We start from the raw sequence: 14,100 nt of genomic DNA on the forward strand, positions 1-14,100 counted from the left end.
GGCTGCTCTCGTCGCCCCGTTCATCACTTGTGGATCAGCGTTCCCGTGCCCTGGTTGGTGAAGAGCTCGAGGATCACCGCATGCGGCATCTTGCCGTCGATGATGACGACGCCCTGCACGCCCTGGTCGAGCGCATAGATGCAGGTCTCGACTTTCGGGATCATGCCGCCGGAAATGGTGCCGTCGGCGATCAGCTTTCGCGCGTCCTTCACCGACAGTTGCGGGATCAGCTTCTTCGACTTGTCGAGCACGCCCGGCACGTCGGTGAGCAGCAACAGGCGCTTGGCCTTCAGCGCGCCGGCAACGGCCCCGGCGAAGGTGTCGGCGTTGACGTTGAACGTCTGGCCTTCCTTCGAGGTCGCGAGCGGCGCCAGCACCGGGATCAGCTCGTAGCCGATGAGCTGGTTCAGCAAAGTGAGATCGACTTTCTCCGGCTCGCCGACGAAGCCGAGATCGACCACCTTCTCGATGTTGGAGCCGGGATCGATCATGGTGCGCGTCGCCTTGGCGGCGGTCACCATGTTGCCATCCTTGCCGCACAGGCCGACGGCCTTGCCGCCCGCTTCATTGATGTAGCCGACGAGCTGCTTGTTGATGGAGCCGGCGAGCACCATCTCGACGATCTCGATTGTCGCGGCATCGGTGATGCGCAGGCCGGCCGCGAATTCCGACTGGATGCCGAGGCGCTTCAGCATGGTCGCGATCTGCGGCCCGCCGCCATGCACGACCACCGGATTGATCGCGGTCTGCTCCAAAAGCACGATGTCGCGAGCGAAATTCTTCGCGGTCTCCTCGTCGCCCATGGCATGGCCGCCATATTTGATGACGATGGTTTCCTCGTCGTACTGCTGCATATGCGGCAGCGCTTCGGACAGGATGCGGGCCTGGTCGAGCGGGGAGATGTCGGTCATGAAACTGATCTCGCTGGCGGGACTAACGCGGGTTCGCGTTCTATCCGATTGGCGAGGGCGGCGCAAAGTGGTCTTCGTGCCCCGGACGCAGCGCAGCGCTTCCTCAGCGGTGCGCTGCAGAGCCGGGGCCCATGCTGCTGCTAGGTCCCGGCGCTGCGGAGCGTCACTGCGTGCCGCACCGCGTCCGGGACACGAGCGTCATTTCCGCGGCCAAACCGCCGCCACGCTCACCGTCAGCCAGCTCACGATCATCAGCGTTCCGCCGGTCGGCGCCGCATAGGGAAACAATGAATGCCCCGCATATTGGCGCAAGGTGAGGTCGCCTGCGAACAATGCGACTGCAATCACGAAACCGAAAGCCGCGCCAAGGCCAATTCCGCCGTGCAGAAGGCCGCGCGCGATCAGCGCCATCGTCGCCAATATGGCAGTTGCGTGAAACAGCAGCATCGAGCTCGCCGTGGCGAGCCGGCTTGCCTCCGCGCCGTGGGCGGAGGCAGCGGCCAGTGCCACGCCGGCGGCGCCCATCAAACCGGCAAGCCCAATCAACAGGCGGGTTGCTTGCGGCATCACGACGTCCGCTCTTCCAGCAGCCGTGCCATCGCGGCGCGCAGCTCGCTCATGCCGGTCGACGAGCGTGAGGAGGTCGCGAGCACGTTCGGAAACGCGGCCGGGTGCTTTGCCAGCGCCGCTTCCGTTTCGGCGATGCGGCTGGCAAGCTCAGAAGCCTTCACCTGATCGGTCTTGGTCAGCACGATCTGGTAGCTGACAGCCGAGCGGTCGAGCGTCCGCAGGATTTCGAGGTCGACGTCCTTGAGGCCGTGCCGTGCGTCGATCAGCACATAGACGCGCGCCAGTGACGCGCGGCCGAGCAGGAATTTGTGGATCAGGTCGGTCCAGGATGCGACCTGCGTCTTCGGCGCCTTGGCATAGCCATAGCCGGGCATGTCGACGAGCCGCAGACCGGTCTTGTCGGGACCCTCGAAGAAGATCAGCTCTTGCGTCCGCCCTGGCGTGTGCGAGGTGCGCGCGAGATTGTTGCGGCCGGTCAGCGCGTTGATCAGGCTCGACTTGCCGACATTGGAACGTCCGGCAAAGGCGATCTCCAGCCCCGCCATCGGCGGCAGCGTTTGAATCGAGGGCGAGGCCCACACGAACCGCCAGTCGCGCGCGAACAGCTTTCGCCCGGATTCGATCAGCCTGTCGTCGGTATCGTTGTTCAAGCCCACGGCTCCGTATCAGTGCCTCATGGTGAGGAGGCGCGAAGCGCCGTCTCGAACCATGACGGTGCCCGCGGCCATCCTTCGAGACGCGGCCTTGCGGCCGCTCCTCAGGATGAGGTTCGAAGTACCCTTAACTTACGTCGCCTTCTTTGCGAACGTTGCCTTGAGATTGTCGAACAACTCCACCTTCACGCCGTTGCGGCGCATGATGAAGCTCTGCTGGATCACCGAGAGCAGGTTGTTCCAGGCCCAGTAGATCACGAGGCCCGCCGGGAAGCCCGCCAGCATGAAGGTGAAGATCAGCGGCATCCAGTCGAAGATGATCTTCTGCGTCGGATCCGGCGGCGTCGGGTTCAGCTTCATCTGGAACCACATCGTGATGCCCATGATGATCGGCCATACGCCGAGCGCGAGATAGTGGCCGAACACCGGGATCGTGGTCGGATCGAACGGGATCAGGCCGAACAGGTTGAACAGGTTGGTCGGATCGGGCGCCGAGAGGTCCTTGATCCAGCCATAGAAATGCGCGTGCCGCATTTCGATGGTGACGAACAGCACCTTGTAGAGCGAGAAGAATACCGGGATCTGGATCACCACGGGGAGACAGCCGGCGACCGGATTGATCTTCTCCTTGCGGTAGATCTCCATCATCTCCTGCTGCTGCTTCACCTTGTCGTCGGGATAACGCTCGCGGAGCGCCTGAAGCTGCGGCTGGATCGACTTCATCTTCGCCATCGAGGCGTAGGACTTGTTCGCCAGCGGGAAGAACAGGAGCTTCACGATCACGGTCACGAGCAGGATCGAGATGCCGAAATTGCCGAAGAAGCGGTAGAAGAAATCGAGTCCCAGGAACATCGGCTTGGTGATGAAGTAGAACCAGCCCCAGTCGATCAACAGATCGAAATGGTTCAGCCCCAGCTCCTTGTTGTAGCCGCCGAGCCCTGCGAACGGGAACACACCGACGACGCCGGCTTCCTTGGCGCCGGCGAACAGCCGCGCGTTCGCCGTCGCGGTGCCGCCGATCGCAACCGTCACGGGATCGAGCAGGTAGTCGGTCTGGTAGGTCCGGTTGTTGCCGGTGAGGTTCGAGGAGAAGCGCGCGTCGAGCTTCGCGTTGGTGTCGGGCAAAAGCGCCGAGGCCCAGTATTTGTCGGTGATGCCGAGCCAGCCGTCGGTGGCCTTGAAGTTCACCTGCTTGGCGTCGTCGATCTTCTTGTAGGCATATTCCTGCAAGCCGTGCTCGCCGAGATAGCCGATCAGGCCTTCATGCAGGATGTAGTAGCCGGAGACGTGCGGCGTGCCGTGGCGCGAGATCAGCGCGTAAGGGTAGAGCGTGACCGGCGCGTTGCCGACATTGCTCACTTCGTCCTTGACGGTGAAGAGATAATGGTCGTCGACCGAGATGGTGCGGCGGAAGGCGAGGCCCTCGCCAGTGTCATACTTCAGCACCACTGGCGTCGACGGCGTCAGGCTGCCATTGCCGTCCTGCTGCCAGACGGTCTGGGCATCCGGCAGCTTCGCCGTCACGCCCGTTGCGGGCACCCAGCCGAACTCGGCGTAATAGGGCTCTGCCGTGCCCGAGGGCGAATAGAGGATGATCGGCGGCGAGCTCGGGTCGACCGTCTCGCGGTACTGCACCAGCGCGAGGTCGTCGATGCGCCCGCCCTTCAGCGAGATGCTGCCGGCAAGGCGCGGTGTGTCGATTTTCACGCGCGGACTCGCACTGAGCGCGGCGTCGCGGGCAACGACCGGCTGGTTCGTGGCCGAGGCGGCCGCCGGCGCGGGCGTGGCGCCGGCCTGGGGCGTAGCCGATGGCGAGGCGGTCGGGCTCGGCTGTGCCGTGCCCTTCTGCAGCTCGGCCTGCGCCTGCTGCTGCGCGCGCTGCTTCTCCATCTGCGGCACATTGTAGAAATACTGCCAGGCGATCAGCACCAGGCCGGACAGAATGACGGCGAGGATGGTGTTGCGATTGTCGGTCATCTCTTCAGTCTCGTCATCAATCCGGTTTGCGGCCCGCTCGTGCGGGCGTCTGCCCGCGTCCCTTCGTCGCCGGCCGCCGCGATTGGGCGAACGCGGCGCGCAGGTCGTCGAGCATGACCGCGAAGTCGCGCGTGAGCGCGTCCCTGCGGCCGACTAGCACATAATCATGGTGGGGGTGCATCGACACCGGGTCGCAGCGCTTCATCAGTTCGCGAAGCCTGCGCCGGATGCGATTGCGCTCGGTGGCGGTGCCGTTTTTCTTGGTAACGGTAAAGCCGACGCGGATCGGGCCGTCGTCATCGCGGCGACGGCTTTGCAGGACGAACGCGGCTCTGTTCACCCGCACGCCATTGGCAACGGCGAGGAAATCCGCCCGCTGCCTCAGCCGATCCATGATGAAATCCCAAAAAGGGGCCAGTCCGGCTTAGGCGCTCAGACGCTTGCGGCCACGGGCGCGGCGGGCGGCGAGGACCTTGCGGCCGCCGGCGGTGGCGAGGCGGGCACGGAAGCCGTGACGGCGCTTGCGCACCAGTTTGCTGGGTTGATAAGTCCGCTTCACGGGGTTGTTCTCCGCTGACCGGGCAAATTGCCTTTGGAATTGAAGGATACGTCCGAAAGATGCGGCCCAAAATGGGCCCTTTCCGGCCCCAAAAGAGCCGCTCCCGGTGTCACTCCGGGTCATCGCGGACAATTCGGCGCGGCTTATAAGGGAGCGTCCGCTTTTCGTCAACGCCGCGGGGTGGGTCCAATTGGCGAATATCGCTGTTTCCGCGGGGTTTTTGCCAATGGAGGTAGCGACTCGCCGTTTCCGCGCTTACATCCTAACTCGGCAGATTAGTGATCCGTAATTTGACCGGCCGGTCCAGCGGGCCGCATCCTCCACAAGTCGAGGCCAACGAAGGCGAAACTCGTGTCAGCGACAGACCTTCAGCCCGCCGAAAGGGGCTTGGCGCGCCAGGACCTGGAGCGCCAGGACCTGGAGCGCCAAGACCTGGAGCCCATGGGGCCGCCGGAGCCGGCGGCGGCGCGGCCGCGCGCCCCACGCCGGCTCGGCCTATCCGGCAAGCTCCTGCTGCTGACCGTCCCCCTGGTGATGATCGCGGCGAGCATGCTCTACGTGCCGGCGATCGCCAACTTCTGGGTCAACCGGCTGAACGACCGCGTCGCCGCGGCAAACACCGCGGCGCTGGTGCTCGACGCCGCGCCACTCGGCACGGTCCCGGACTCGCTGTCGCGGCAGATCCTGAGGAGCATCAACGCGCGCGCGGTGGCGATCAAGATGGGCCAGCAGCGCCGCCTGCTCGCCAGCGCCGACCTGCCGGCCGCGATCGAGCACGACATCGACATGCGCGAGATGACGGCCTGGCAGGCGATCACCGGCTCCTTCCAGATGATGCTGGAGACCGGCAACCAGGCCATCCGCATCGTCGGCCCGTCGGTTGGCAATGCGCAGTTCATCGAGGTCGTCACCGACGAATTGCCGCTGCGGCAGGCGATGTACCGCTTCTCCCGCAACGTCGTGGTGGTCGCCCTGTTCATCGCGGTCCTGACCGCGGGCCTCGTCTATCTCGCGCTCCATTATCTGTTCGTGCGGCCGATGCGGCGGCTGACCGCGAGCCTGGTCGGCTTCCATGAAAACCCGGAGAGCTCGGCGGGAATCATCGTGCCGAGCCAGCGCGGCGACGAGATCGGGGTTGCCGAGCGCGAGCTGTCGGACATGCAGCGCGACCTGATGTCGATGCTGCATCAGAAGAGCCGGCTTGCCGCCCTTGGCCTTGCGGTCTCCAAGATCAACCACGATCTGCGCAATCTGCTGGCGTCGGCGCAGCTGCTGTCCGACCAGCTCGCCAGCGTGCCCGATCCGCGGGTGCAGCGCTTTGCGCCAAAGCTCGTGCGCTCGCTCGAGCGCGCCATCGCCTTCTGCCAGTCGACCTTGTCCTACGGCCGCGCCCAGGAGGCCGCGCCCGATCGCCGCCTGATCCTGATCGAGCCGGTGGTCATGGAAGTGCGCGAAACCGCGGGCCTCGCCTCCGATGCCTCGATCACGTGGGTTGCCGCGATCGAGCGCGGGCTGTCGATCGATGCCGACCCCGACCAGCTGTTCCGCGTGCTGCTCAACCTCGTCCGCAACGCGGCGCAGGCGCTGGAAACGCACGCCGCGAGCGCGGTCGGTCCGCAGCAGATCCGGATCACGGGCAAGCGCGAGGGCGCGGTCGCGATTCTCGAAGTCTCCGACACCGGCCCGGGCGTGCCGGAAAAGACCCGGGAGCACCTGTTCGAGGCGTTCCAGACCTCGGGCCGCCCCGGTGGCAGTGGCCTTGGGCTGGCGATCGCCGCCGAGCTCGTCCGCGCCCATGGCGGCGACATTCACCTCGTCGAAGGCACCATCGGCGCCACCTTCCGGATCGTGATCCCCGACCGTCCCGTGGAACTCCTCTCCATCCGCAACGAGCGGGCCAGGGCGTAAGGTCGGCCAGAGGCCGACCGGGCATTCCGGGATGGTCCCACCGGATCCGGCCTTCGGCCCGCCCGATTGCAGGCTCAGGGCGAGGCCCGGAATCCATAGTCATGGATTTTGGGTTCGCGGCGTCGTCGCGCCCGGGAAAGAGGGTTGGAAGGCGGCAGTGACTCCAAATACCGCTCTTCCAGACCTTGCCAATCGGGACAAGAGCGGTTAGTCAGAGCGCTCTTTCGCACCCCCTCCGGCCCCGTCCGGAGGCTGCGTGCGGGCGATCCGCCCGCACAGCTGTTTTGCGAAACACGCGCCCGTAGCTCAGCTGGATAGAGCATCAGACTACGAATCTGAGGGTCGGACGTTCGAATCGTTCCGGGCGCGCCATTTCGGTACTGTCCAGCCCTGAGACGACATGGGTAACAGGTCGTACCTAAGACATGGGTGACAACCTAGTGCCGAACGGGTTGTCGAGGGGCTGCAGGGTCCTCTGTTCCAAGTCGATCCCAAATCGTAGTGCATGAAGCTGACGAGCCAAATGCCCTCGTCTATCTCCTTGATGCCGAGTTTCTCATAGCGCTACAGCGAACGAGTAGTGCCCATCTTCATCGGCCGCGGCGCGCCATCTATCCCAGGTCCGTTCCGGACACTTGGGTTACGTTTCATTGTGGGGACATAGGTAACACTTTCGGTCCAAAGGGATTCGCGAGGAGAGTGGGCGAACTCGTACGCTAAGGGCGCCTGAATTCTATGCACGCAGCCAGGATCTTTTCGGGTCAGGAACGTGCATAGCTCAGTATTCCAGCATGTGAAGATCAGTCGGCTCCGGTTCCGTGCCCGCTGCTGTCAGCATCGCGTGGACCTGCCCCCGATGGTGTGTCTGGTGGTTGAAAAGCTGTACAACACAGAGCGTTTTTGGCTTCTCGATCCGAGCAGAACCATCCCCAGGGTACCAGACAAGCATCCCGTCCAGGTCCGCGTCGAGCAATCTCGCGGACCACTCTTCGATTTCCTCGTCCCTTTGCAAACGGAGCGCCTTGAAGTCTCTCCAATCTGATGGATTTGTGAGAGAGTGCTTGATGTTTTCTTCTGGACGCTCGTTCCCCTTTAATCGCTCCAGTATCAGGGCATCCGCCCAATAAAGATGGTTTAATGTAGCTGCGATCGATTGGAAGAAAGCCCCTCGATCCTTCCAACGATCCTCGTTGGTAAGCTCATCGGCGGCAGTTACCAGCGATCTATTCTGCCAAGTGTTGTAACGCGACATAAGTCGGCAGTATCCGGCTGAGATCATTTCTCGTCCTCCAAAAGTTATCGATGTCTGGCTGGAACAGTGCCGGACGGAATAGTCTTGTCCTATGCAATCCGCGTCACGTTGCTTGCGTCAGGCTGGTCGCCTGAGTGACGGTATGCTGCACTTAGATGATAAACATAGGCTTTTCGCTGTTCTCCGACAATCATGCATTAGCGCAAATGTCGGTTGTTGTGCCATCAGGTCGACGCCCGGATTGAACGGCACAGCCGGTATCGAAGGGAAAGCGGACACGTTGCGATATCGGGAAGACGCCCACCTGCAAAGCGTAGGGCAGGATCGCAGACCGTCGCAGCTTTGCTGATTGGAGCGCATCGCAGGCTGCGGCATCATAGCGCATCGGCCGTGGCGCGCCATTCGTGACCATTCGTTGCCAGGCTGTCTCCACCAGCCTTCCGGCGTCCCTGCTAAAGCGGAATTGCTTAGGGGTGACCGCGGCTTTGGATCGGAATTCTTGCCGCAACGTCTGGCCGGTTTTTCTCGAGCCAGGCTACCGCCTCCGGTCCATCGACGAGACACTCGAAGGTTTCCCAAGCTGGATCCTCGAGGGTGTCGGGTTGCAGGCGCTTCGCCGCATACTCGACGAGGTCATGAAGACCTTCGTATCCTCGCCGGCGCTCGAGCGAGTCCGCAATCGCCGTGCTGGCCCAGCCTCGTTGGGCCAAGTCGACGATGCTCGGAACGTCAGCCTCGCTGAACCAGGGCGTGGCATCGAATTCGAGACAGCGGATGTTGTCGGCGGTATGGCAAGTCGCGTGGATCATCGGGTCCCTCCGTTCACCGCTAACAACCCTGCCCCTGACATTGCATTCCAGATTCGCTGGCGCGGCCGGCGCCGTCAGCGTTTGACCAGGTCCCCCAGCAGGTTCGCCGCCACCATCAGCTTGGCGAGCGTCAGGCCGCCGGCGGCAATCTCCTCGACCGTACGGCGGATGCGCGTCGCCTCGGGATGAGCTGCAAGCCAGGTCTCCGCAGCCTGCTGACCGGATTGGCCGATGGTCAGCATGTCCGCGGCCAGGCGTCTTTCGGCAGCCGCGATCAGGTCGACGGCGCGGTCGATGGCGAGGCGCTCGAAATGATCGCTTGCCGGCACGTTGCGCGCAGCGGCGGTGATGCGGTCGAGACGGAAATTGGCCTCGGCGGCAAAGAACGTCGCGGCGGCATCACCGATGCTGCGGCCGGTGCGCTCGGCGACCGTCACGATATCAGGCGCCGAGACCAGGGCGTCGAGGTCGGCCAAGTCGCCGGCGAGTCCGGTCGGGACGCCGGCATCGATCAGGTCCTGCCGCCGCTTGCTCCGCGCGGCCTGCAAGTCCGGTGGCAGGGCGTTGTCGAGCGAGGCTGCGACCTCACGGACGGCAGGGCCAAATCGGGCGATCACTGCACTGAGACCGTCCTTGAAATCGACATTGCGCACATACCAGACCATGCGGGAGAGCAGGAGATCCTGGATCGCCGCGTAGAGGCTGAGCTGCAACTGTCCGTCGATTAGGGTGTCGAGCGCGTCGATCCCGTCATTGAGCCGCCTGAGCTCGTAGATCGCGTCCACCGCCACCTGGGCCATGACGATGGTCGAGATATCGGCGTCGGTCTCGTCGGTCAGGCGCACGATGCAGGCCGGGCCCCCGCGGTTGATCACGGCATTGACGACACTGGTCGCGATGATCTCGCGTCGGAGGCGATGGAGCTCGACCGCGCCCGGGAATTTGTCGACAATCTCGCGCGGAAAATACAGGGACAGTCTGCGGGCGAGATAAGGATCATCAGGCACGCCGGTTTCGAGCAGGTCACTGTAGAGCGTCAGCTTGGCGTAGGCGAGCAGCACGGCAAGCTCGGGCCGTGTCAGGGCTTGGCCGCGTCGTGTGCGTTCGGCGATCGCGGCGTCGTCAGGCAGGAATTCGACGGCGCGGCTGAGCAGGCCGCGCTGCTCGAGCGACTGCATCAGGCGCGTGAGGAAGCCGGTCTCGGCCACGCCCCTGCGTTCGGCCAGCGAGAGCGCGAGCGTCTGGAGATAGTTGTTGCGCAGCACAAGCGTGCTGACCTCTTCGGTCATCGCCGCAAGCAGCGTGTTGCGGTCAGCCGGGCTGAGGCGTCCCTCGCGCTCGGGGCGCGCCAATGCGATCTTGATGTTGACCTCAACGTCGGACGTATTCACGCCGGCCGAATTGTCGATCGCGTCGGTGTTGAGCTTGACGCCCTTCTGCGCCGCTTCGATGCGGCCGCGCTGGGTGACGCCGAGATTGGCGCCTTCGCCGATCACCCGAGCGCGAACGTCGGCGCCGGTGATGCGGATCGGGTCATTGGCGCGGTCGCCGGCCTGATCGTCGCTTTCCGAGGAGGAGCGGATATAGGTGCCGATGCCGCCAAACCACAGCAAGTCCGTGCGCGCTTTCAGGATCGCGGTCATCACCTCGAATGGCGTTGCCTGCTCCTTGTCGAGATCGAGCAGGGCGCGTACTTCCGGCGCGAGCGGGATCGCCTTGAGAGCGCGCGAGAACACGCCGCCGCCCTGCGAGATCAGCGCTTTGTCGTAGTCCTGCCAGCTCGACCGCGGCAGGTCGAACAGGCGCTTGCGCTCGGTGAAGCTGGTCGCCGGGTCGGGGGAGGGATCGATGAAGATGTCGCGGTGATCGAACGCCGCAACGAGCTTCGTCGCCGGCGAGAGCAGCATGCCGTTGCCGAAGACGTCGCCGGACATGTCGCCGACGCCGGCCACGGTGAAAGGCATGGTCTGAATGTCGGTGCCGAGCTCGCGGAAGTGGCGCTTGACTGCCTCCCAGGCGCCGCGCGCCGTGATCCCCATCTTCTTGTGGTCGTAGCCCTGGCTGCCGCCGGAGGCGAAGGCATCGCCGAGCCAATGGTTCTTCTCGGCCGAAATCGCGTTGGCGACGTCGGAGAAGGTGGCGGTGCCCTTGTCGGCGGCGACGACGAGATAGGGATCGTCGCCGTCATTCCGCACGGTCAAGTCGGGCGGCACCACGATGTCGCCGTCGAGATTGTCGGTGAGTTCGAGCAGCGAGCGCACGAAGATGCGATAGGCTTCGGTGCCCTCCGCGAGCCAGGCCTCGCGATCGGAGGGCGGCGGCAGGCGTTTGGGCACGAAGCCGCCTTTGGCCCCGACCGGAACGATCACGGCGTTCTTGACCTGCTGCGCCTTCACCAGGCCGAGTATCTCGGTGCGGAAATCCTGTGGCCGATCGGACCAGCGCAAGCCACCCCGCGCCACCTTGCCGAAACGCAGGTGAATGCCTTCGACACGGGGTGAATAGACGAAAATCTCGTAGAGCGGTCGGGGAGGGGGCAGGTCCTCGATCTTGCGCGCGTCGAACTTGAAGGAGATCACTGGACGCGGATGTCCGTCCTGGCCGACCTGCCACAAATTGGTGCGGATGGTTGACTGCACCAGATTGGTGAAACGGCGCAGGATGCGGTCTTCGTCGAGCGATGCGACGGATTTGAGCTGCTCCTCGATCTCGGCAAGGAGAGCTATCTCGCGCGCTGAACGCTCGCGATCGGTAAGGACGAGGCGCGGATCGCGGCGGGCCTGGAACAGCGCGACGAGGTTGGCCGTGATCGCGGCGTTCTTGCGCAAGGTCTCCCACATATAGTCCTGGGTGAACGGAGCGCGGATCTGGTGCAAATAGCGGGACAGCGCCCGGATGGTCGAGACTTCCCGCCAGCCCAGGGCCGTGCGCAGGATCAAGGCATTGTACCCATCGGATTCGGCGCGATCGCCGACCACTGCCATGATCGAGGCTTCCAGGCGATGGCTGAAGTCCGGGCTGATCTCGATCGGCTGGCCGTCGCTGGTCTCGATCGTCATGTCGTGCAGCCAAACCGGCTCGGGCCTGTTACCCGGCACGATCTGATAGGTGCGTTCATTGACCACGCGCAGGCCGTGATTTTCGATCACCGGCACGCGATAGGACAGCGACAGCGGTGCGGCGTCCGAGAACACCTTCAGTCCGAAGTGTCTGGGATCGTCCGTGCCTTCTAAACGGTGAACCGAAATCGTCACCGGGCGAGCCGGCGTGAGCCTTTCGATGGTCGCGATATCGGCGATCGCCTGTTCCGCCGTGGAGACCTCGGTATAGCCGCCGCTAAAGGCCTGGGCATAGCGATTGGCGAGCATGCGTGCCCGCATGCCATCGGTGGACGCAGCCAGCGCGGCCTTCAGCTTGTCGGCCCAGGTTGCGGCGATGGCGCTGATTCCGGCTTCCAGCGTGGCGCGCTCGACGGCGGGAGTCTTACCTTCGTAGCGCCCGATGATGTAGTGGACGCGTGCCAATGCTCCTTCGGGGAACGACACGTAGGAGGCCGACAGCGTCCCCCGGTAGGCCTGCGCGAGGAAGTTTGCGACGCGCGTGCGCACGTCCGTGTCGTATTTGTCGCGCGGAATGAAGACGAGGATGGAGACGAAGCGATCGAACTTGTCGACCCGGGCCAGCGCGCGAACGCGGGGGCGCTCATAGAGGATCAGCACCTCCATGACGAAATTGAAGAGGGTGTCGACGTCGACCTGAAACAGTTCGTCACGCGGATAATCCTCGAGAATATGCGTCAGCGCCTTGCCCGAATGGCCGTTCGGGTCGAAACCGGCGCGCTGGAGCACCCGTGTCACCTTGTGGCGGATATAAGGGATCTGACGTACCGAGCGGGTATAGGCACCCGAGGTGAACAGGCCGACGAGGCGCAATTCACCCTCGAGCCGGCCGTCGGGCGTATAGAGCTTGATGCCGACATAATCCATCCGAATGCGGCGATGGACGCGGCTGCTCACATTGGCCTTGATGACGATCAGCAGGGTCGGCTCGCGCATGAACTCGCGAATCTCCGACGTCATCACCACCATCTCGCTGCCGCGGCGCAGCACCTTCGCATCGGGATCGCGCAGGATGCCGAGGCCTTCGCCGGTCGTGATGTCGTCCGACGCATCACCGTCGGACGAGAAGCGATATTCGCGCACGCCGAGGAAGGTGAAATTGTCCGCACACAGCCATTGCAGGAACTGGTTGGCTTCGGCGACCTCATCGATCGGCAGCGGAGGCGGATTGGCAGAGAAAGTCTTGATCGCATCCTCGACCCGGTCGCGCATGGCGCGCCAGTCGACGACGCAGGCGCGCACGTCGTTCAACGTTCTGGTGAGGCCCTCGATCAGCCTCTCGCGGTCGGCGTCGGCGTCCAGGCGGGTGATGTGGAGGTGAATCAGGCTCTCTCGCGCGCCTTTTGCCCCTTCCGGCAATGCTTCTCCGTAGAAGTGCAGGAGGTTGCCCTGGTCATCGCGCTCCACGGCGATGATGGGGTGAGCGACGAGGGTCACTTCGATGCCCTGCTCGGTGAGTTCCGCCATGGTGGAATCGAACAGGAAGGGCATGTTGTCGTTGAGAATCTCGAGCACGGACATTTCGCGCCCGTCCGGCATCGTCGGATTGACGACGCGGATATCTGCACGACCCGCCGTGCGCCGCTGCACGTGCTCCCAGGCTTGCTCTGCCAACAAGGCAAGCGAGGAGGCATCGCAACTGGCGAGGTCCTCGACATTGGTGTAGCCGAACAGAAGTTCGGCAAAGGTTCGGGGGGCCTTGCCCGGCTGCACGCTTCCCGCCGCATCGCGGATCAGGGTTGCCCGGGCCTTGTCGTCACGCCACGCCATAGCGTCCTCCCTGTCCCAGCCGACTCCCGCAAATTACGGTCGGGCGTTGATTTTGGCTGTGCGCCTCTTTGTGCGCAATCATCTTGACCGTGTTTCGATCGCCTCGGTGAAATCTTCGGTCTTGCGGTCTCGACGATACTAGCATTCCGCAGCCGTCATGGCGCGCGGAGTTGTGAGACGTGTCTTGCGGCCGAAATCGGTGCCGACGACCCTCGTGCCAACGGGCGCCTTGCAAAATCGCAAGGAATTTCAATTGTGTATGAATTCGTGGTTTTGTTCTGAATGGCGCGCCAGTTTCGACTGTGCGGCTCATCCAGACCGGCGCATGTGGCTTGAGGTTGCGCTCGGCGCGGCTACTTTCGAGATTTTTGTCCTTGCGGCACCCTCAACTGCACCCGCCGCATCCGCCACCACCTCCGCACCCGCCGCCACCACTGCTCATCGTCTGCGATGCGGCCTAGACCGGATGTACCAGGGACAAATTCGAGCTGCCCACGATGGGTCGACGGCGTCCTCACGTTGTCCCGGGCGGCGCTGCGCCTGATGAACGCCGGAGAACATGCAGGCCTTCG

General features: G+C 63.8%; 10 protein-coding genes and 1 tRNA gene. 2 read left to right on the top strand and 9 right to left on the bottom strand.

The window, feature by feature from the left end; all coding sequences use genetic code 11:
- Positions 1-23: 23 nt before the first annotated feature.
- The 6 genes from argB to rpmH all read right to left on the bottom strand — a co-directional run bounded on the left by argB (position 24) and on the right by rpmH (position 4,670).
- Positions 24-911 (bottom strand): acetylglutamate kinase, encoded by an 888-nt coding sequence (argB, locus tag QA640_RS03690; protein ID WP_283039416.1) that lies wholly within the window; start codon positions 909-911, stop codon positions 24-26.
- A gap of 198 nt (positions 912-1,109) precedes the next feature.
- On the bottom strand, positions 1,110-1,478 hold the full coding sequence (locus QA640_RS03695; RefSeq protein ID WP_283039417.1) for a DUF423 domain-containing protein: 369 nt from the start codon (positions 1,476-1,478) through the stop codon (positions 1,110-1,112).
- Entirely contained in the window at positions 1,478-2,131 is a 654-nt protein-coding gene (gene yihA / locus QA640_RS03700; RefSeq protein ID WP_283039418.1) for a ribosome biogenesis GTP-binding protein YihA/YsxC, read from the bottom strand. Before yihA ends, QA640_RS03695 begins: the two co-directional genes overlap by 1 nt.
- Positions 2,132-2,266: 135 nt before the next feature.
- Positions 2,267-4,111 carry a membrane protein insertase YidC gene (gene yidC / locus QA640_RS03705; protein WP_283039419.1) on the bottom strand — a complete coding sequence of 615 codons (1,845 nt, stop codon included), beginning with the start codon at positions 4,109-4,111 and terminating at the stop codon, positions 2,267-2,269.
- Positions 4,112-4,127: 16 nt separating this feature from the next.
- Positions 4,128-4,505: a ribonuclease P protein component gene (rnpA, locus tag QA640_RS03710; protein ID WP_283039420.1), complete on the bottom strand. Its 378-nt coding sequence runs from the start codon at positions 4,503-4,505 to the stop codon at positions 4,128-4,130.
- Positions 4,506-4,535: 30 nt separating this feature from the next.
- Positions 4,536-4,670, bottom strand: coding sequence for a 50S ribosomal protein L34 (rpmH, locus tag QA640_RS03715; protein ID WP_008542748.1), 135 nt, complete (start codon positions 4,668-4,670; stop codon positions 4,536-4,538).
- Between the two features lie 441 nt (positions 4,671-5,111).
- On the opposite strand from rpmH, the gene QA640_RS03720 reads away from it, so the two are divergent.
- Complete coding sequence (locus QA640_RS03720) at positions 5,112-6,578, top strand: HAMP domain-containing sensor histidine kinase (protein WP_283043112.1); 1,467 nt, start codon at positions 5,112-5,114, stop codon at positions 6,576-6,578.
- 295 nt (positions 6,579-6,873) lie between these two features.
- Positions 6,874-6,950: transfer RNA gene (locus tag QA640_RS03725), tRNA-Arg, on the top strand.
- A 406-nt stretch (positions 6,951-7,356) separates the two neighbouring features.
- On the opposite strand, the gene QA640_RS03730 is transcribed toward QA640_RS03725, so the two are convergent.
- From QA640_RS03730 to QA640_RS03740, 3 genes are all read right to left on the bottom strand, one after another.
- A complete protein-coding gene (locus QA640_RS03730; RefSeq protein ID WP_349253691.1) occupies positions 7,357-7,857 on the bottom strand; it encodes a DinB family protein in 501 nt (166 codons plus the stop codon).
- 440 nt (positions 7,858-8,297) lie between these two features.
- Positions 8,298-8,639, bottom strand: coding sequence for a hypothetical protein (locus QA640_RS03735; protein WP_283039422.1), 342 nt, complete (start codon positions 8,637-8,639; stop codon positions 8,298-8,300).
- Between the two features lie 74 nt (positions 8,640-8,713).
- On the bottom strand, positions 8,714-13,528 hold the full coding sequence (locus QA640_RS03740) for an NAD-glutamate dehydrogenase (RefSeq protein WP_283039423.1): 4,815 nt from the start codon (positions 13,526-13,528) through the stop codon (positions 8,714-8,716).
- Positions 13,529-14,100: the final 572 nt, after the last annotated feature.

Source organism: Bradyrhizobium sp. CB82 (assembly GCF_029714405.1).
Taxonomy (GTDB): Bacteria; Pseudomonadota; Alphaproteobacteria; order Rhizobiales; family Xanthobacteraceae; genus Bradyrhizobium.

Bases quoted from the DNA above. Each gene is read 5' to 3' on its own strand.
- QA640_RS03720 (WP_283043112.1), top strand. From the start codon at position 5,112: ATGGGGCCGCCGGAGCCGGCGGCGGCGCGGCCGCGCGCCCCACGCCGG.
- QA640_RS03730 (WP_349253691.1), bottom strand. From the start codon at position 7,857: ATGATCTCAGCCGGATACTGCCGACTTATGTCGCGTTACAACACTTGG.
- QA640_RS03735 (WP_283039422.1), bottom strand. From the start codon at position 8,639: ATGATCCACGCGACTTGCCATACCGCCGACAACATCCGCTGTCTCGAA.
- argB (WP_283039416.1), bottom strand. From the start codon at position 911: ATGACCGACATCTCCCCGCTCGACCAGGCCCGCATCCTGTCCGAAGCG.
- yidC (WP_283039419.1), bottom strand. From the start codon at position 4,111: ATGACCGACAATCGCAACACCATCCTCGCCGTCATTCTGTCCGGCCTG.
- QA640_RS03740 (WP_283039423.1), bottom strand. From the start codon at position 13,528: ATGGCGTGGCGTGACGACAAGGCCCGGGCAACCCTGATCCGCGATGCG.
- QA640_RS03695 (WP_283039417.1), bottom strand. From the start codon at position 1,478: ATGCCGCAAGCAACCCGCCTGTTGATTGGGCTTGCCGGTTTGATGGGC.
- rnpA (WP_283039420.1), bottom strand. From the start codon at position 4,505: ATGGATCGGCTGAGGCAGCGGGCGGATTTCCTCGCCGTTGCCAATGGC.